The sequence below is a fragment of the Paenibacillus agricola genome, from assembly GCF_011440305.1.
Taxonomy (GTDB): domain Bacteria; phylum Bacillota; class Bacilli; order Paenibacillales; family NBRC-103111; genus Paenibacillus_S; species Paenibacillus_S agricola.
The window spans coordinates 207,718-227,527 of sequence record NZ_JAAOIW010000006.1 but is presented as its reverse complement, the minus strand read 5'-3'; the positions used below and the strand labels follow the sequence as shown (position 1 = coordinate 227,527).

The 19,810-nt window shown below is 48.1% G+C and carries 12 protein-coding genes; all 12 read right to left on the bottom strand.

What is annotated here, in order from left to right; translation table 11 throughout:
* Positions 1-237: 237 nt before the first annotated feature.
* A complete protein-coding gene (locus tag G9U52_RS18325; protein ID WP_207953055.1) occupies positions 238-1,059 on the bottom strand; it encodes an SDR family oxidoreductase in 822 nt (273 codons plus the stop codon).
* 1 nt (position 1,060) lies between these two features.
* Positions 1,061-2,416, bottom strand: a complete 1,356-nt coding sequence (locus G9U52_RS18320; RefSeq protein WP_166152082.1) for an MATE family efflux transporter — start codon at positions 2,414-2,416, stop codon at positions 1,061-1,063.
* A 345-nt stretch (positions 2,417-2,761) separates the two neighbouring features.
* Positions 2,762-3,661, bottom strand: coding sequence for a CHAD domain-containing protein (locus G9U52_RS18315; RefSeq protein ID WP_166152081.1), 900 nt, complete (start codon positions 3,659-3,661; stop codon positions 2,762-2,764).
* A 542-nt stretch (positions 3,662-4,203) separates the two neighbouring features.
* Entirely contained in the window at positions 4,204-8,766 is a 4,563-nt protein-coding gene (locus tag G9U52_RS18310) for a DEAD/DEAH box helicase (RefSeq protein ID WP_166152080.1), read from the bottom strand.
* Between the two features lie 238 nt (positions 8,767-9,004).
* The gene (locus G9U52_RS18305) at positions 9,005-9,736 is read right to left on the bottom strand and encodes a ZIP family metal transporter (RefSeq protein WP_166152079.1); all 732 of its coding nucleotides are present in this window, start codon (positions 9,734-9,736) and stop codon (positions 9,005-9,007) included.
* A 120-nt stretch (positions 9,737-9,856) separates the two neighbouring features.
* Positions 9,857-10,729, bottom strand: coding sequence for a carbohydrate ABC transporter permease (locus G9U52_RS18300; RefSeq protein WP_166152078.1), 873 nt, complete (start codon positions 10,727-10,729; stop codon positions 9,857-9,859).
* A gap of 12 nt (positions 10,730-10,741) precedes the next feature.
* On the bottom strand, positions 10,742-11,695 hold the full coding sequence (locus tag G9U52_RS18295) for an ABC transporter permease (protein WP_166152251.1): 954 nt from the start codon (positions 11,693-11,695) through the stop codon (positions 10,742-10,744).
* Between the two features lie 268 nt (positions 11,696-11,963).
* The gene (locus G9U52_RS18290) at positions 11,964-13,604 is read right to left on the bottom strand and encodes an extracellular solute-binding protein (protein WP_166152077.1); all 1,641 of its coding nucleotides are present in this window, start codon (positions 13,602-13,604) and stop codon (positions 11,964-11,966) included.
* A gap of 179 nt (positions 13,605-13,783) precedes the next feature.
* Positions 13,784-16,105, bottom strand: coding sequence for a helix-turn-helix transcriptional regulator (locus G9U52_RS18285; RefSeq protein ID WP_166152076.1), 2,322 nt, complete (start codon positions 16,103-16,105; stop codon positions 13,784-13,786).
* A gap of 166 nt (positions 16,106-16,271) precedes the next feature.
* On the bottom strand, positions 16,272-17,180 hold the full coding sequence (locus G9U52_RS18280; protein WP_166152075.1) for a dihydrodipicolinate synthase family protein: 909 nt from the start codon (positions 17,178-17,180) through the stop codon (positions 16,272-16,274).
* Between the two features lie 150 nt (positions 17,181-17,330).
* Positions 17,331-18,938 (bottom strand): ATP-binding protein, encoded by a 1,608-nt coding sequence (locus tag G9U52_RS18275; RefSeq protein ID WP_207953054.1) that lies wholly within the window; start codon positions 18,936-18,938, stop codon positions 17,331-17,333.
* 169 nt (positions 18,939-19,107) lie between these two features.
* Positions 19,108-19,788, bottom strand: a complete 681-nt coding sequence (locus G9U52_RS18270; protein ID WP_166152073.1) for a Na-translocating system protein MpsC family protein — start codon at positions 19,786-19,788, stop codon at positions 19,108-19,110.
* Positions 19,789-19,810 lie beyond the last annotated feature (22 nt).

Sequence of the window (19,810 nt, the reverse complement as noted above, 5' to 3'; positions counted from 1 at the left end):
GTGGTTACCTTTTATTTATATGTCAGCGCTTACAAAAATGAGCATGATTTACGCACATTATCCTGAGCCAAGCTTATATTTATTTGTAGCGTTTATACAGTTTAAGTGATATCCATGAAAAATAAGCCTAGCCGAGGCACAACTGGCCTCTGACTACGCTTATAGAGAGCTGAATTTATTTTATATTTTCTTTAAAATCATAGAATAATAATCTGTTTTCAGCTGCCTGACTTTTTTCTACACCCCTGGCTGCTGTCCGCCGTCGATCACAATTTCCGTCCCCGTTATCGAAGGGACACGGTCAGACACAAGCAGCAGCGCCATCGCGGCGATCTCCGCAGGATCTACCATATGCCCCAGTGGTATGGATGCGTTCGTCTCGGCTTTTTGCGTGTCCACATCAATGCCTTTGGCCTGGGCATGCTGCTCCGCAAGCCGCTGCGCCCGCTCCGTAGCTGTCACACCCGGTGAAATGGCATTAATGCGCACATTGGATTGTGCCAATTCCTTGGAAATGCCCCTTGTGAAGTTCAAGAGCGCTGCGTTGGCGGTACTGCCAGCCAAGAAGGCAGCGTTAGGCGTCCGCGCGGCGCTGCCGATAATATTCACAATACGCCCATCCCCCTGCTTGATCATGTGGGGCGCCGCTTCCTTCACCATGCGGATATAGCCAAGCAGCTTCAAATTCCAGGCCTCGAGAAAGGCTTCCTCCGGCAATTCAAAAAAAGAGCCCGCTTTAGCTGATCCCGCATTGTTAATCACAATATCAATACGACCAAATCGCTCCAAGGCTGTCGCTACGGCTTCCTTCACCGTACCCGGCTGTGCCATATCGCCAATCACGGTCACAATACGTGGTGCCTCGTCAGCCATAGCGGCAGCGCTGCCCACGGCACTTTCTTGAAGAATCGCGGCAGCAGCCTGCTGCATACGTTCAGGGTCCCGCGCCACCATTACGACGGATGCCCCCTCCTCGAACAGCGCCTTCGAACAGGCAAAGCCGATTCCGGCGCTAGCTCCTGTGACAATCGCTATTTTTCCTGCAAGTCCCAAGTCCATCTCAATTTCCTCCTTTTGCTTCCGGCTGAACGAGTACCTTTTTCTCCCAAGCGCGGCTTCTCCAACGAATAAATAGAACAATCCCTCGCAGCCATTCGTCGATAATAAAGGCGATCCAGATGCCCACAAGCCCATAACCCAAATAAATTCCCAGGAAATAAGTTAAAGGGATGATCAACCCCCAAATCACGACCACACCCGTAATAAGAATAAATCGGGCATCCCCCGTCGCTCGCAAGGCTTCGCCAATGATGATGTTCAAACACCGGCCAGGCTCCAAAATAAATCCCATCGCAAGCAACGCGGCCCCTAAAGCAATAATTTGGACGTCACTTGTAAATAAACCAATGAGCTGATGCCTAAACACAACAATCATGGTAACGCTTACTAATGAAAGCATCAGACTCAGCCTCAGGCTGCGAAACATTTGTTTATAGGCGGCTTCCTTTTCCCCTGCACCTACGAGGCGGCCGATAATGATTTGGGTGCCCCGACCTAAAGATATGGCCAGCGCCATGATCAGATACATAATATTTTGCGTGTAAATCCGGGTTGACAGCATTTCCGTTCCAAGTGATGTAATGAAATAAGTGGTCAAGAGCTGGGACGCCGAATAAGCTAATTGGTTCCCGCCAGTGGGGATGCCGATCGATAATATTTTTTTCATATCCTCAAGCTTGCTTCTTAGAATCTCTTTCACGCCAATATTGAGCCGCACGACCTTGTACATAATCACAATATACACGATAAGCCCAAGGCATTGGCTAATAATGGCCGATACGGCAACACCCATAACGCCATACTTCGGGAATCCCCAAGGTTCAAAAATAACCAAATAATTGCCTATTAAATTCACCAGATTCATTCCTATAGCCACCATCATCGTATAGCGGGTAAATCCGTGGACCTGGACAATCGCTGACATCGTCAAATTTAAAGCTTGGATGAATATCGCCGCTCCGACAATGGAGAGGAACATTTGGGCGATTCCGAGCAGATCCTGCTGCAATCCGAACAAGCTTAATAGAGGCTTGCTGAATACAACCATGACCGCGCTTAGAACCAGTCCAAATATAAAATTCAGCAAAAGCGCACAGGCAGCAAACCTTCTCACAGCATCCAGCCTGTTAGCACCCAGATATTGTGAAATGGTAATCGCAGAACCTGCGGATATAACTTGAAGCAATAGAAACACGAAGATCATAAGCTGATTAGACACGCCAACGGCGGCCACCGCGGCATCCGACACATTACTTACCATAAACGTATCTGCAGTCCGCATGGACATCTGCAAGGCCGATTCGACAAATAACGGCCAGGTTATGGCAAATAGCGCCAGTTTCTTGGTGTTGGTCATGTAACTATTCGCCTCCGTAAACCACATACATTCGCAAAAAAAAATAGTGCAGGCTCATCCTTTGACGGATTTCCTTCTGCTTTTTCTTTCCGAGTAAGAATACCATAAGGATGTACACCAAATAAAGACTTTTTCATGTTTCCAGCCTATATGGACATATATGGGATCATTTGCGACTTTATTCTAACACAAGCCTACTTGAATAGGCTCACCTGGCTATTCACGCCCAATAGGCTGAAGTAGCTATGTTGCCCATGTAAAAAAGATCGATAGGTTTACGCCACATCGACCTCGTCCAATTTCATAGCCCTTATTTCCTGTGTTCCAATCTAGTTCAAACAGCCATTAGCCATGGCCAACTGCTTTGCTCAGCTGCAGCTCCTCATGTAGCTCTGCTTTTAAGCCGTCTATGAAGGCTGTCCATGTTGATCGGCCTACATCCAGCCGCTTCCTTCCGATCGCTTCAACCGTCTCCAGCCATACCCGCCTGTCGTTGATCCGGCCCAGCTGCTCCTGCACTTCCTTATAGAGCTTCTCATGCGTGTGAAACTTTTGGTCCAGCGCAAAGGCCGCTGCGGATGCTGTATACCGAAGCTCCTTCGCCGCAATCCGCAGATCATGAAGCGCCTCGAATGCCTCGCCCGATTCCACCCCATGCTCCCGTCCGGTCTGCCGATAGGCTTGCTTCTTCTGCTCGTAAGCAACCTCAAGCTCGCGCATGGCCTGGTTGGCGTCCGTCACAGCCAGCTGTGCTTCCAGCTGCTTGGCAAGATATTCCTTCCACTTGCTGTCCAACGATTGCTGGAGCAGCTTGGGCAATTGGTCGGCAAGCTTGCCACGGCTGCGCCGCCGTTTCTTTTTCTGGATGCGGATAACGGATTTCAGCAAGGCCGCTTCCTTTTTCCTTCCACCTTTCCTCTCATCGTTTTTTGCCTCTTTCTTCATGTTCTTGCGCCGCTCTTGGAAAGCTTCGATCAGCACATCGGCGTCCCTCACCTTGCCGAGGTGCTTTTGCGCCTGCTTAAATATCACAAACAAGCCGGATTGGTCATCCCGGTCGAGAATTCGGAGCAACGTCAGCAGCTTGCGGCTGTTGACCCTCGCTTGGTGGATATCCTCCTCATCGAAGCGCTTAAGCACCTTTTGGCTGTAGCTTTGAAATTGGGTATATAATGCATGTAACGCCTCTTCCCACTGGGCTTTCTGGGAGGGCTGAACGACTTCTGTCAGTCTGATGATTTTCATATCCTATCACTCCTTTATAAGGATTGTATTAGCTTATACCTCATCGAATTCTAATATTCGATATTCATGGTAGGGCCTATTCCGTTATTGCCAGCAGCAGCGTATTGCGAACTACCTGACACTACGAGTAGTAGATATAATCTGAAAATCCGCCAGGCGATTGGATTGGATGAACGTAGATGAGGAAGCGTGGAAGTTTACATATTTTACAGCGTAGTATGTAACGTCGCTATTGCAACTGCGTTCACGGGTTCAATAGGCGTTTTTTGAGTGGGTGAGATTTCTTTAGGGTTTGCACAGGCACTTATTACGAAGCTCAGTGACATTGCTATCATTACCGTTTTGAAAATATGGGTTTTCATCGGAAAATCCTCCATGATACTCGATTGCATTGATTTAAATTTATTATGCCTACCTTAGCTGAATATGTATGAGTATTTGCTGAATGTTTGCTGAAATTCAGGTCTATAGCATTACTTAAACAAAAAAGCACCCAAAGTATCATCTGCCGCATTAAATGGCTTACTTTGAGTGCAAATCAATCATCCCAGCGTGCTTGGCCAAAAGATCAGCGAATTCCGATCACGCTCCGCTCCTCGCTTCAACAGCATTTGTCCTTCTGCCGTATCCGCTGCCTGCTGGCCGTTCCAAGAATCAATCACAATTTTCCGCGATTTTCCATAGTCCAGCATTTGCCGAAAAATAGGGATGAGCATGTCCGGGTCCTTATTATAATCGTCCTTGAGGAAAACGATTTTCCTGCCGTAATTTTCAATCCAGCATACCCACATACCACGGTCATAGACCAAAAAATTACCCTGCTTACGCGTAAAATGGATTCCTTCCACTTCCGGCCACGGCAAGACGGTGCCAAACAAATCAGCTGGATCGGCGGCATGGATGGCTACGGCCTGTTCGGCCTGCTGGGTCTGTTTGCTTTGTCCAGCTTCTCCGACGACTGGCGCTGGCAAGGGATCGACCTTACGGATCATATCAACTACATCACGCTCCATAAATTGCATGGAGGTGATCCCCCGCACGAATAGCCCGCGGGTGAGCGTGCCCAGCTCCTCCAACCGTTTCAGCACCTTTACCATCGTTTCCCATAAAAAGGGAGCGTATTGAGACACAACCTCCTTGGTAATAATCCCATGGTTTTGCAGCAAATGCCTGACCCAAGCGACCGCTGATTCTTCAAGCGAAACCGCTGGCACGCCCAACGATTCAATCGGGTACCAGCGGCCAAGACCGGAGCCCATCTTGGGGTTCAGCTTACCTTTCGCCGCGCTATAGTTACGCAGCGGTGTCCACTGGTCATTGGAGATATGACCCTCCCATACAAGATCGAAAAGCTTGGATAAGAGCTCGGACGGAATAAGACCCGTATCCGCGGATAGCCGGGTCAGAAAGCTCGCTCCCTTAGCTCGAAGCAAGGCCAGCAGTTCCGGGTGTTGCGTTTCCTCAGCTGTAGACAAGGTCGGCAGGAACGGGTGGTATAGTGCCACGGATTCGGCAAGGAAGAAGGCTATTTTGCCTTCTTTTTCAGCAGCAGTCTCCTTACGGCCGATCCACAGCACCTCGCCGGAGGCGCATAAAACATCAAGATCGGCTTTTTGGTAGCCTTCGATCCGTGATGGGAAAATGAGCTTCTCCCATTGCGAATAAGGCAAGAAAATCCCCTGCAGCAGCTGCATAATATGCCGCAGGCTATCGATGCCTTTGGCACGGTGCCCGCCGGGCAGCAGATGGTGCCGCTGCAGTAGCAGCAAGCCAAGCCTTGCGGGGTCAACGGGCTCGCCCGCGTTGCGGAAGTGCTGCAGCGAGAGCCGTGTGATGCGATCGCATACTTTGCTGGCCGACCATAGCGGCCCTGCCGGTGGGCCAGCTGGCTTAGCAGCCGACTTCGCTGATGGCTGCGCTGTGAGCGGAGCCGCTGGATCCGCAGCATCCGGCTCTGCAATAGGCTCCGCCGCCCAAGGCGCTGGCTCAATGCGCCGCTCCTGCTGCCATTTCGCTATCAGTCCCGCAGCTTGCTCCCGGCTTAGCTGCGGATACCTAGCCAGAAGCTCCGCCTCTGAGAAGGTTAGCCTTCCATCGATATAACGATTCAGCACGAAAGTCACCGCCACCGGATCGTGTGGGAACTGCTTATACGTCGCTTGCTCATCGCGGCTAATCCAACGTTGCTCGCCGCCTAGCTGCAAGCGAGCTGCGATGCCTTGCTTCTCCAGCTGCCGAATCCAATCCAGCGCTTGCAAGCCACCCGCCTCCTCCAGCTCGGCTCCCGTTAAATCCCCGCGCCGCTTGAGCAGCACTGCCAGCTCATCAGAGCTGCCCGGTGCTCCGACCAACCGTTGCTTTTCGGCTCCCAGCACCTCCGGCTCGAAAGCAACCCCAACGGCCGAGGCGCCAAAAACAGCTCCCGCCAGCTCACGATTAATATTCATCACCTGCATTTGCAATTCGCTGCTCAGCATGTCCGATTCATAAATTTGCGTATTTACGTAATCCCACATAAACTGGGTCGCCCATGCAGAAGGGAATGCACTCTGTGTGATTTGCACCTGGATGCTGCCCGCTTCGATTCCGCCCAGCACATATTTAAGCCCCTCTGCATCCAAATGCTCCTCGAAGCATTCCGTAATGGCGGCTCCAAAAAAAGGAAACTGCTCCGCGTAAGGCAGCACCTCCTTTAGCAGCTCCTCACTGCGCAGGCGCTTTTGCCACATCGGTGTCCTTGTGAACTGCCGCGACAGCAGCAGCCCCACCTCCGCCATCCGGCGAAATGTGATCGCAAACATCGGTGAGCGCCCCAACGATTCCATCAGTATGGAGTCCACCCCTGCCGATGCCACCTGCCAAATCGATTGCAGCCACTGGCCATCCCACTCGCGAAAAATCATCTCGATCCCATTATCCTTCGCGCACATGTACGGGCGGTACTGGAGCTTTTGCTCAATATGGTGCTCCAGCAAAATCTGCCAGGTCCGGTTTAACCTACGTCCCCACACATTATGAAGAACCACATGGGTTTGGTTCATGACATCCTGGTATTGCTCGATTACAATCGATCGGTCCGTTGGAACCGCACTAACCACCTGCTGCTTTCTCACTAATTGCATCAGGCTGTCCGCTGCCAACGCATCAAAGCCATATAGCTCATCAAGCCAATCGACGGTTTCCACGTCGCCTTGCTTGTCCTCCAACCTCATACTCAGCTCAGCCAAGAACGCTCCAACCTGCTCCCCTAATTGAAAGGACCGCCCAACCCCCTCGCTCCGCCAAAACGGAATTTCGCTAATCCGGTTCGTCGCTTCGCTAACGATTACACGATCATTACGAATCTCACGGATCGTCCACGAATGGGCGCCCAGCTGGAACAGCTCGCCTACTCGGCTCTCATGCACATATTCCTCATCCAGCTCACCCAATTGGGTCTGGCTATCGATATGGTAAACTGGATAGTTGGCGCTGCCGGGTATTGTACCGGTCCCCATAATGGCAGCCATCCGGCTGCTGCTTCGGCCGCTTAGTCGGCCGGTATCTCGATCCCAGTCAATTAATGGACGGACAAAAGGGTAAAAGCCCGACAGCACCTGCAGCAAGCCTTCGAACTTGTCAAGCGTGAGCGTATGGTAGCAATCGCTGCCGTTAATCAGCTCGAATAGCCCGCCAACCGTCCAATCATCAGCCGCAACCATCGCGACAATCTGCTGGTTCAGCACATCGATCCGGTTGCGCCGAATGACGATCGGCTCGATTTCCCGCTCGCGGATCATCTTGCTAAGCACTGCCACCTCAGGCAGCGAGCTGCGCGAGCGGATAATAATAACGCCGCGGCTGACCTCGCCAACGCTATGCCCGGCACGCCCGATACGCTGGATGCCTGTGGTCGCTTGCAGCGGAGAATCGACTTGGATCACCAAATCGATCTGCCCCACATCGATGCCCAGCTCCAGCGAAGAGGTGGCGATCAAGCATTTCAGCTCGCCTGATTTAAGCCGGCTTTCCACCTCCAGCCGTTTCTCCTTGGAGATGCTGCCATGGTGGGAGCTGGCGAAGTCGCCGCCGCAGTAATCGTTTAACTGCTGCGCCAGCCGTTCGCACAACCTGCGATTATTGACAAAAATCAAGGTCGAGCGACAGCCCTCCATCTCTTTGAGGATACGATCCATCATCGCGATCCATACCTTATCTTTATCTTTGCCTTGAGCAGACTCATGGTCCAATACGGCGACGCGAAGATCGAATTTTTTGTTCCCATGGCTTTCAATAATACTGACAGGCCTAAGCCAACCGCCCTCCCAGCCCCCGAGAAAAGCCGCCACCCGCTCCAATGGCTTCTGTGTCGCGGATACACCGATACGCAGGAAAGGCCGGTCGCATAATGCCTCCAGCCGCTCCAGTGAAAGCGACAAATGGGCGCCACGCTTGTCCCCGGCGATATAGTGGATCTCGTCGACAACGACCTGCTCCACAGAGCGCAAAATCTCGCGAGCTTTCAGCGAGGTCAGCATCAAATACAACGTTTCCGGCGTTGTCACCAGAATATCCGGCGGCTTGCGCAGGATCGATGCCCGCACCTTCTGCGGGGTATCTCCGCTGCGAACCGCTACTTTAAGGCTGAGCCAGTCCAGCTCCGTTCTGGCCGCCAGCTTGTCCAGCTCCGCAGAGAAGGATACCACATGGTGGTGGATATCATTATTCAACGCCTTCAGCGGCGTTATATATAACAATTTCACTCCAGCCTTGTTAGCTGGCTTTTCGTTATAGCCACTGCTGCCATTTTCGCTTAAATTTACTCCATCAGCTACATTTACTTCATCAGCTATACTTACTCCATCAGCGCTGTCACTGCTCCTGCTTACTTTCGTGTCGCGACCACTTACACCCGCACCCTCCAGCTTCGCTTCAATGATCCGATTTAAGCTCGGCAATATAGCAGCCAAGGTTTTGCCTGAGCCTGTAGGCGCGGCGATCAAGGTATGTCGATTCTGCTCAATCGAAGCCCATGCTTGAACCTGTACATCTGTAGGCTCGCGAAAGGTTTCCCAGAACCACTCGGCAAGAATGGGGTTCATCTTTTGCAAAGGATCGGTTCCCATCTATTCATCTCCTTTCTGCTGGAATCCTCATATGTATACGCTTTCGGCTTTTAACTTTAGCTGTAACTCCATACCTTCATTATAACCAAAAAATGGAGCAGTGCTTACAACCAGCCTTGCCGGTTGCGATAAAAAAAAGCCCTCAACAGCTAGAAATGCTGCATCCGGACTTTTAATTCATTATTTGAAGGCATCCTATAGGATCAGTCCGCCTTGTCTCCCTAAGCAGCTGCTTTATTTATCCAAATATTTGGCTAATGTAAATCATGACTAATAACCCCAATATAAATGAATAGGTGGAGCTTCTTTCATAGCCGTGCCCATGGCTCTCTGGAATTAGCTCCTTATATACGATGAACATCATGGCACCTGCTGCGAAGGCTAGCCCGTACCCGACTATAGCCTCAATATACGAGGCAGTAAAATATCCAGCAACCGCAAAAACTACTTCTATGAATCCGGTCAGGGAAACGATCAGAAAGGAGTTTAGTTTACTTACTTTAGAATTTAAAAGAAAAACTCCGAGAACTAGCCCCTCCGGCATATTCTGGGCTCCAATCGAAATGGCTACCATGGTTCCCAATCCTTCATTTTGGCTAGCGTAACTAAATCCCGTACTTAAGCCCTCAGGGATATTATGAATGATCAGCGCAATAATGACCAATAACGATTTGGAATCAAACTGGCTGATCCCCGAATCGTTCTCTACGTCAATGTGCGGAATATTTTTTTCAATCAGATCTAGCATTACAATACCCAGCAGTAACCCGATGGTTAACCCTACTATACCTGATTCCTTAATGGCTTGAGGTATCAAACCAAATGTCGAAGCCGATATCATAATCCCCGCTGTAAACGCGATCAGAATATCCTTCCATCTCTCTGATAGGGTTTTCACAAACATCAAAGGAACTGCACCGAGAACTGTTGCCATAGCTGATATAAAGCTGCCGATAAGTGCCGTTTCCATTCAAACCCCCACTTTGCCTACTCATATCCCGTATTATAACGTATGCTTAACCCACCTTACAATGTAAGGTTAAAACACCTGTTACATACGGGCTAAAGCAAGGAGCGAAAGCGATATAAATTACCCCTTAACCGCACCCAGCATAGCGCCTTGGATAAAATATTTTTGCACGAACGGGTAAATGACCAGAATCGGCAGGATCGCGATAAAGACGACCGCATATTTCACATTTTGCGCCATAACGGAGCTGTTCTCGCCCGCGCCCATTTCGGCAGTTTGCGAGGACATATCGCCTTGGATAACAATATTTCGCACAATAATTTGCAGCGGATAGAGCTGCTTCTCGTTCAAATAAATTAAAGCGGGGAAGAAGCTGTTCCAATGCGCCACCGCATAAAAGATGAACATCGTCGCCATCACCGGCATCGACAGCGGCAGCACGATTTGCAGCAGAATCCGCCATTCGCTGGCTCCATCAACGGTTGCCGATTCATGGAGGGCATCGGGAATTTCAGCGAAAAACGTCCGCATCAGAATCATATTAAACACATTAATTGCTGTCGGGATCAAAATCGCCCAGATCGAGTTGACCATCCCCAAGGAATGCACCACCATATACTTCGGAATAAGCCCCCCGTCGAAAAACATCGTAAACACAACAAAAAAGGATAGCAGCGCTTTGCCATACAAATAATTTCTCGACAAGGGGTACGCACAAAGCGTCGTCATGATCAAATTAACGGTTACCCCCAAGCATGTATACAGCAATGTATTCCCATAGGCGCGCAGAATCGAGGGGTCATCCAGCACAATACTATACGCCTTTAAAGTAACCTCAATTGGATAAAGGAAAACATCTCCCCTTTGTACAGACAATCCCGAGCTAATGGAAACAATTCCCATATAATATAATGGGTATACCGTAACTACAATAATCAACAGCATGAGGATCATATTCACAACATCAAACAGGCTATATTTATTCAAGCTCATGGGCTGTACCTCCTAAAATAAACGGGTTCCATTGATTTTTTTGGAAATGCTATTGGCCGACAGGATCAGCACCAGCGATAAGACCGATTGAAAAATACCTACAGCTGCCGCAAAGCTAAAGTCGGCATCAATGAGCCCTCTTCGATAAACGAAGGATTGGATCACATCTGCAGTTTCATAGGTAGGTCCGCTATATAGCAAAATAATTTTTTCAAAGCCTACGGATAACATATGCCCAATGGTTAGCAGGAATAAAATCGTAGCCACGGTCGTAATGCCCGGAAGCGTAATATGCCGAATTTTATGCCACCTATTAGCACCGTCTATCGTTGCCGCCTCATAAAGCTGCGGATCAATAGAAGCTAAAGCAGCCAAATAAATAATCGAATTCCAGCCCATGCCCTGCCATATTTCGGAGCCCACAAAAATCGTCCGGAACCATTCCGGCAAGGACATAAAGGTTTTCGCCTCAAAGCCGAACATATGGGTAATTTGGTTAACCAATCCGGTAGTGGACAAAAAGTTAACGAGCATGCCCGCTACAACAACCGTAGATAAAAAATGCGGCACATAAGTGACCGTTTGGATGGCTCTTTTGAATAGCTGCCCTCTTAGCTCGTTCATGAGGATGGCGAATATAATCGGTGCCGGGAAATAAAAGATTAGCGAATACAAATTGATCATTAACGTGTTGCGGACTACCTTCCAAAAATAGGGATCTGTGAGAAATTGCTGAAAATATTTGGTTCCCGCCCACGGGCTTGCGAAAAACCCCTTCATAATGGAATACTCCTGGAAGGCCATTAAATTGCCCACCATCGGTGCATAATGGAAAATGAGAAAATAAATAAACGGGAGCGCAAACATCGTATAGAGGAATTTGCTTTTGCTCAGCTTCTTGCGGGTGCTCGTCCATTTGCTTCTGCGGACGGCAGCCTGCTGGGGCGGCAGCTTCTGGTGACCCATCACAGTTGATATAACAATCCACTCCTTTAATCCTCTAATAAAAAGTAAGGGAGCCACAGCCCGTAGTGTGAGACTTGGCTCCTCTATAAGTGCGGTGAATAACTAGCGAAGTGACCGGAGTATGTTGGAGATAGTGAAACGGTGCCTTTGTTCGCAGATTTCTACCGCTAAATGTCTTATCCAATCAAGAAATCAGCGAACAATAGCAATCGGAGACATACTCTGGTCACGTAGCTAGACTTATTCACAGCACTTTCAGGTTCGCTGATTACTTCACTCTGGCAAGCGCATCATTATAGATCTTTTCGATTTCGGTTGCCCCTTTATCCTTACATTGCTTAATAAAGTTATCCCAATCGCTTAAGGCGCCATCGGTCATAATATATTTATCCATATTTTGTGTCATAAAGGCATCCAATTGTGTCCGCAATTGTTTCAGCTTTTCGCGCTCATCCTTGTTAAAGGGAGGATCAAAGGACTGTCTAAAAGCAAGGCCATCGGTAAGAGCCTTCAGGTTCTTATCTCCCCACTCCAGAAACTCTTTAGGCTGGGAGGCGACACTTGGGTTGTCGTCGGCATATAAGGCCAATCCCAGATATCCTAAGCCAAGTGCAGAGGACATCGCGCGGTAAGGATCGGGTTTATCTTTATATTTAGCCAGCGTTGCATCAGAAATTTTGTACACGTTATTAGCAAAAGTATAATCGGTATTTTCAATACCCCAGCTAGTCAGCTTCATGCCTTCCTCGCTATATAACCAATCGACAAATTGAATCACTTGGTCAGGATTTTTCACTTTGGCGCTAATCGCATAAGACTCACCCAGATGATCCAATTGGTACAGCGCATTCCGTTTAACGCCCTGACCGCTATCCATTGTAGGCAGCAGGTCGAACTTGGCATCCGGCTCCTTTTTCTGCAACGCAAGGTTGAAGTTCGTTGCAAAGCCATTATTATCCTGGAAGAACAAGGACTTACCAGAGCTTAGCTTCTCCTGCCAAATTTGGGAGGTAGCTGTAGCATAATCAGGGTCAAGCAGCTTTTCCTTGTACAATTTATTGAGGAATGTGATGGCCTCTTTAAATTCCGGCATCGCAGGTCCAAATTTGTATTGCTTCAGCTTGGGATCGTAATAAACCTTCGTTCCATTGATATTGGTGTATCCGCTTCCAAACCCAAAAGCAATCGGATTGACCACATTTTCTGTCCCCGTTAAACCATTAGCCGCACGGCTTGTGAATGGGAAAGTGTCCGGGTAAGCTTCTTTAAATTTCTTCAATACCTGATAAAGCTCGTCATAGGTGGTAGGTGCCTTCAGGTTCAGCTTTGTCAATAAGTCAACGCGGATCATAGGGACCTGGCCGGCCTGAATCGCCCATTTTTGTACAAAAGGAAAGCCAAACAGCTTGCCATCGAATTTATTTTTATTAATCTCCGGATGCTCCTGAAGAATTTTTTTGAAGTTCGGCATTTTATCAATATAAGGCGTCAAGTCGAGGAAAATACCTGAATCCGAGAAGTTGGACAGATCATCCTGCTTGACCATAATGACATCCGGGATGCTGTTCGTTGCGATCAAGGTTTTCTTTTTATCATCATAGTTGCTTTGCGGGGTGCTCTGTAATTCCAGCTTCACATTCTTTTTCTTCAAAATTTCCTGTACCGTTTGTGAATCAGATACCAACGCTTGGGACGGATGCTCGTATCGCATCCATGATAAAGTAATCGGTTTGGCACTCTCCGCTGGCTTCGCCGTGTCGGCTGGCTTGGCTGCATCTGCTGGCTTGGCTGCATCTGCTGGCTTTGCCACCTCGGCAGGAGTTGCTGTACCTCCGCAGCCGGCAAGCAGGCCGCCTAATAATGTGAACGTGAGTCCTGCTCCTACATAACCCTTTGTTCCCTTTTGCATGTGTGTTCCCCCTAAAATTTTCTTGGAAAATGACTTCGTAAGCGTTCGCTTCTGACACCTTTAGCATAAGCGCCGCTAACTGTATTTGCCTATAACCAAAAGGGAATAACCTAAGCCGTTATCGCTCTTTGGTGGCGTTGCTCCATTTTTCCCCCATGAGCTAAAAGGTCGCATTCGGGCTAAATATCCTTACGTAAGTGGGCATTCCGGTAATCAATCGGGGAAATGCCCTCATGCTTTTTGAAAATACGCAGAAATGTAGTACGGCTGTCGATCCCAATCTGGTGGGCAATATCGCCTACCTTCAAATCCGTGTGCATCAGCAGCTCCTTCGCTTTGGACATCCGAATCAAGCTGATATAATCGGTAATGCTCGTTCCTGTTATTTCTTTGAAGATGCGGGAAATATATTTGGACGAGAGCCCAATCTCATCGGCAATACTTTCAAGATATAAGTCCTTGGCGTAATTGTTCTCGATGTAACTGGTAATAAGCGAAATGACTGTGGCTGCTTTGCGCTCGGGCTTCACTACCGTTTCAGTAATAATTTTCTCGTAAAAGGCGAACAAGCGCTGGGTACGGTCTGCGGATTCATAGGGCGACATATTGGGGTCAGCCAGCGCCGCGTACTCTTCTTCTGTCAGCAGCACATGCGTGCTAACCTGCCTTTCGGTCAAATACCGATTGCCGGTATTAAACAGCTCCGCGAGTAAAGCACCCAAATACGTATAGGAGACACCCCGATCCTGATTGGAGCGGATTAAGCCCTTTACCTCAGTTACAAGCAGCTCCATATCGCCTGATTTCAATGCATTCACCACTTTATTCTCATCCAAAAACGAATAATAATAATTTTGCTCAATCGCCAAATCGGCCGCGTCCATAATTGACATGTCCGAATGGCTTGATCTTTGCATAGCGGTCACAGCATCGCTGTACGATTTTTTCACATCATTAACCTTGCTGTATGGCTTACCCAGGCCAATAATAAGCTCGCAGTAGATCATGTCGTATTCAAACGTTTGCTTGATCGTATCCAAGGCGCGGTTCAGCTCTGCCCGCTCCTCCTCATGCTTCAGATTGACCACGCATACGTACAGGTTCTGGTCATGCTCCATCAGGTAGCTATTTACGTACTGCTGCATAATGCCCCACAGCACCTTTTTCATTTTTTCCATAATCATTAAACGATCTGCTTCGGCAATCTCGTGATAAAACCGCTCCTTGTATTGGAACATAAAGCAGCAGCACAAGTAAGTACCGCTTTGAAACCCGATCTCCTCCATCATTTGCTGCATCGGCTTTTTCTGCGTCCATGGATTGCCTTTAATCAGGCTAGAGAAAAATTGGTCCAATAGCTCATTCGAATACATGTCCAGCTTCTGGGTAGTGTCAAAATTTTGCTGCACCAATTGGTGGATACGGCTGCCGATCAGTTGAAATTCATCGCGCCCGCCGCCGATTTCTGTACCTTTTTCACTTTGCAGCAAAATATCTCTTATATTTTTGATCGGATTATACAGGTTGACACTAAACCGGAAAGAAAATAAAATCCCTATGACGACCAAGCTGATGCATATCCAAAAAATTAAGCTGAGAATGCTCGACGGTTCATTGTTAAAGGAGTGGATCGGCGTGATGGAGTAATAGTCCCAGCCATAGGTGTCTGATGAAATCCGCACAATCATAGATTCCGTTTGGTCGATCTTGGCGTATACCGTTTGTGATGGAGCCTGTTGAAACAGACCCCTGATCTGCTCGATAGCATCCGCACGCCACGAACCGCTGTTCAGTAGGGTATGGTTGTTTTTGTCCACAATCACATAAGCGGTAGCAGGGAAAATCGAATTCGTATTCAAGGTAGACGTGACGGCCTGAACCGAGATGGTCGTTACCATCGCAGCCAGCTTGCCGTTGAGGTATTGCGTAGAAACGCTGGGAATAACCGTCTTGCTGGCTCCCTCGCCATATCGGGTCACCTTCGTAGGCGGCAGCAGCTCAAAAAAACCACTCGTCTTGATCCGTTCCCTCCAATATTCCTTATCATACGCATCCAGAAGGTAGGATTTATCAAAAAAAGTTTCGAAGTTAACCGTACCTTGGCTTGTATACACCTTCTCATCATCGATATACATAAATATATTGTCTATGAAGGAGCTGACCATATTTTGGTTCGCGGCAATAGCCCTTATGATAAAAGGCAAAGTCGCTTTTTCCTGGTCGGTCATCACCGCATAGGGCTTTAAGGTTGAGTTCACGACATCGCTGATTAGTAAATTATTGTTAGTGGATTGAGCCATGCCCAAATAAACCTCAATTGTTTGCGACGATGACTTCAAATTAACAAGCAGCTTCTCGGACACTTCCTTCTTGATGAGCTGCTCTACATTAAAAAATACAATCATGCCGATAATGACAATCGGAATCAATAGAGAAAGGAAATAAAGCAGGATCTTAAGAAAAAGCTTATTTATCGTAATCGGCAGCTTGATTCGGTGCATAGTGATCCCCTTTTTCCTTGTTAATGTAATCGATTTCATCCAGTGTAGTATAGGTCGCCTCCAATTACAATATAACAAAAGCTCCAGCTTTCATCATGGTAGAAAAAGAAAAACCTAGTGGAATTATCTCCGTTAGGTTCAGGGGGGTGAAGCTATATACATATCCTTAATTAGCTATTTCCTCTGTAAGTTGGATTACATACTCGACCCAATCCTGCGAAAGAATTTCATGGTAAGCATCAAATGGTAAAATCGGTTCGCGTACTCGTTTTGTTGTATAGATATGCTGGGCAGCTAACAAGCGCTTAAAAAAATGGATCGAAATATCCAGATGTTGGTTGGAGAAGGATAAGACAGGCAGCAGCCGATTAAATAATCGCTTAGCCGCAGCTCGGTCGCCCTGGCGGTATAGCGAATAAATCCTTACATAGATTTCGTGCATCCCCGTAGGCATAAAAGCATTTACACCGCGGTCAAGCCCCTCGATCAGCTGGCTGACCGCCCAGCCTCCGGCGACATGCAATTGCCCGCTTGTTGCGTCAATCACCTGTGAATATTTCACTCCTGCTGGAACCACTTCTATTTTCAAGCTTTGAAACTCATCAATTTCTTTAAATAGCCTGCTAATTAAAGGTACAGGTACTCCAAAGCCTTGAAAGTCCCAATCCTGAATCATCAGGAAGCCCGGCTTCAGCTCGGCAATTTCCCTTACATCCTGTTCATATTGCTGGTCGTTGTCATAATTAAAGCTGACCAGAACACCTTCACAGCCCAATTCGATCAATTGCTTGGCATAACCTCTTCTTTGCTCGCTCGTTTGCGCAGAAGCACCGCCAATGACCGGCACCTCGCCTTTCACTTCGCTCACGACCGTTTCCACCATTAATTTCCGTTCCAGGTCGCTGAGCTTGCCCACCTCGCTTGCCATCGCGGGAACAAGAAAGCCGGCAACGCCTGCATCTAAAGCGTAATGGACATGCTTGCGCAGGGATGGAATATCGATCGTATCCTTATCCGTAAAGGGAGTGTTAAGTACGGTAACTATTCCATCCATATTCAAAAGCTGCTTCGCCATAAGAGTCCTCTTTTCGTTGTAAATGGAACGTTTATCGCATTGCTTAAGGTCAAGCATTTGAAAGCGCTCTATTATTATAAAGGAGCCAGACGTGGCCTGAACATAACCAAAAAGGAATACCGTTAACCGATATTCCGCTTTTTTTGCCCTTTATGGCCGTCCACGCAAGCAGGCGATGATTTCGGCTAGCAGCCTGCGTGTATTGACCGGTTTTTTCAGCTTCGTATTGTACAGGTCGCTATCCGCTGATGTATAAAAATCCTTACCGAATGCGGCCAGCATCAGGATTGGCAGGTCGGACAGGCCGTAGCTTTCCCGTATCCTTTTGGCCAGCAGCAGCCCATCCATTTCCGGCATATTTTGATCGATAATGGCCATATCGAAGGTGTCGCCCTGCTCCAGCCACACTAATGCCTCCGCCGCCGAGGTAGTGGTTTCAACGGACATTCCCCACTTCTCCAAGGTGCGCTTTAGCGTCGTGAGCATCGTCTCATGGTCGTCGACGATTAGCACTTTTTTATCATACAGCCGCTGCTTCTCTTCATCGTTCGTAGCCATCTGGCCGTCCTGCACTTGCAGAGTGAAGCAAAACGTGCTGCCTTGCCCCAGGCTACTCTCTGCCCAGATCCGCCCCTGCATTAATTCCACCAGCTGCTTGGAGATCATCAGCCCTAGTCCTGTACCCTCTTTATGCATGCCCGGCTTGGAGGACGGAATTTGCGAAAAGGATTGAAACAACAGATCCATCTTTTCTAGAGGAATGCCTGCGCCCGTGTCCTTGACGTATACTAACAGGGTCAGTTCCTCCTCCTGCGGATTGCCTTCATTGCTGCTATAGCTATCGCCTTCATTGCTGCCCGCAAGCTTCACCGTTACAATAATTTCGCCAGCTTCCGTAAATTTCAGCGCATTGCTGACGAGGTTCACTAGCACCTGGCGAATTCTTGTGGAATCGCCTACCAGCATAGCCGGGATGTTCGAGTCGACATCGCTTAGCAATTCAATCTTGGAGGTATCCATTTTGGAGGCGAATAAATCCAGCACATCCTCAATACATCCATGAATATCAAAGGGCTGGATGTCCAAGGACATTTTGCCTGCCTCTATTTTGGATAAATCCAGCACGTCATTAAGAACCGCCAGCAGCGACTGCCCGCTGGTCTGGATGATCATCGCATATTCCTTTTGCTCTTCGGTAAGGCCGGTGTCCTGCAATAAAGTGGTCATGCCTAGCATGCCGTTGAGCGGTGTGCGAATCTCATGGCTGATCATATCGAGAAACCGCGCCTTGTGTGCGACCGTTTGCTCCAGCTCGATTACATGGGATAGAAACCCGGCCATGGATGTCAGTAGCGTCATATCCATTTCCTTAAAGCATCCGCGGTTTCGGTCCATCGCACATAAAACCCCATAAATATGGCCACTTTTCAAGGTGATCGGAACTCCAATTAAGGTGCAGCCATCTTCATCGTTCCTCAGCGAATTGCCAATCTCCATCGTAGCAAGGTTAACCTCATGTAACGTAAGCCCCTGGGCAAGCTGATTGATGACTAATGCGCAACAGGATTGCACATAGGTCCATACCGCTCCCGCCTCCACAAGATGCTCGCTCTGGTTCCTGGCTTTAATAATCGTTGCCGGTTCCGTCTCGTTACTAGCTACAAAAAAAGTGTTTGCGTTGATTAATTGGCTGATCGTGATTAGAATCTGCTCGGCCGCCTCTTCCAAGCCACGGTAAAATATAGGTTCCTTCTTCACAGGTTTGTTCAATTTCGCACCTAACCTTCTTGTTCTAGACTAACCATTTAATCCAACAATAGAAAAAACCAAAGAAAGTGTCTCCACTTGTCTTTGGCTCCTAGCTGGCGTATAAGGTATATCCAGCCAATTTTACCTGCATATTCGTTTATAACATATAGTTTCCTAATTAATTTTTGAAGGTATACACAAGAATACTTTTATCCTTATCAAACTTCCAATCCAGATACATGCCGCTGATCGTTCTATCCAATATCGCTTCAATCTGGACATCTTTGGCAAAATGCAGCTTTTCTAATATGCGTTTGGCAATTCTTAACGTGCTTTCATAGCCCAATTCCACGAGCTGCTTTTCAATCAAAACCAGCAGACCTTCCCTAATGATCACCAAGGTTTTGGGGCTAGCCCAGAACGAATGGACATCATCCGGCATTTTCTCGCAATCCTTCGTCACTTTGCGGATGCGCTCATGGATAGCGTGTTTGTTGGCATACGCATCCTCTTCATGGCCCGCTGCGCTTTTGAATAAACCAACCACGATGCCAGAATGCGTTTCTAAGTCCCAATCATAGTACATATCTTCTATTTCATGGCCAATCGTCTGCTCAATAAAACGGCTTAGCTCGGGTATTAATGATTCCATAACGAGAACGCGTGTGTCTCGGAAAGCTTCTACTTTTTGCTGCTCCAGCAATAGCTTTTCAACCGGTCCGATAAAGTTATGCAGTTGTAGGGTAACACATCGAGAATCTAATGAAATATGAATCGATTCAGGACCTTTACCAAAACGCTCACGAAGCAATTTCCCTATGTAGCTTGATAACTGACTGATGATTTCTTTGTTTTCCAAGAAGACCCTTCCTTCAACTAAA